This window comes from Vibrio sonorensis, assembly GCF_001854765.1.
Taxonomy (GTDB): Bacteria; Pseudomonadota; Gammaproteobacteria; order Enterobacterales; family Vibrionaceae; genus Vibrio; species Vibrio sonorensis.
On sequence record NZ_LJJE01000134.1, the window covers coordinates 1 to 302 of the forward strand.

At 42.4% G+C, this 302-nt stretch carries 1 tRNA gene and 1 rRNA gene; both read right to left on the reverse strand.

Annotated elements, in window-relative coordinates:
* A 5S ribosomal RNA gene (rrf, locus tag BLO31_RS22875) occupies positions 1–97 on the reverse strand; the annotation flags it as partial.
* 29 nt (positions 98–126) lie between these two features.
* Positions 127–201, reverse strand: a tRNA-Thr gene (locus BLO31_RS22880).
* Positions 202–302: the final 101 nt, after the last annotated feature.

Here is a 302-nt window from a genome sequence, read left to right on the forward strand (position 1 = left end):
TCACATGGGGAAGCCCCACACTACCATCGGCGCTATTGCGTTTCACTTCTGAGTTCGGCATGGAATCAGGTGGGTCCACAATGCTATGGTCATCAAGCAAAATTGGGTTATCTAAAAAGATAAAACTGGTGCTGATACCAGACTCGAACTGGGGACCTCATCCTTACCAAGGATGCGCTCTACCACCTGAGCTATATCAGCGCACTAAAAGTATTACTTATCAAAGTCTTACACGTTCTGCTTTGATTTGTTTTGCCTTCAGACTTTCCTTTATAAAAAAGGACAAAATCTAAAAACAAGAA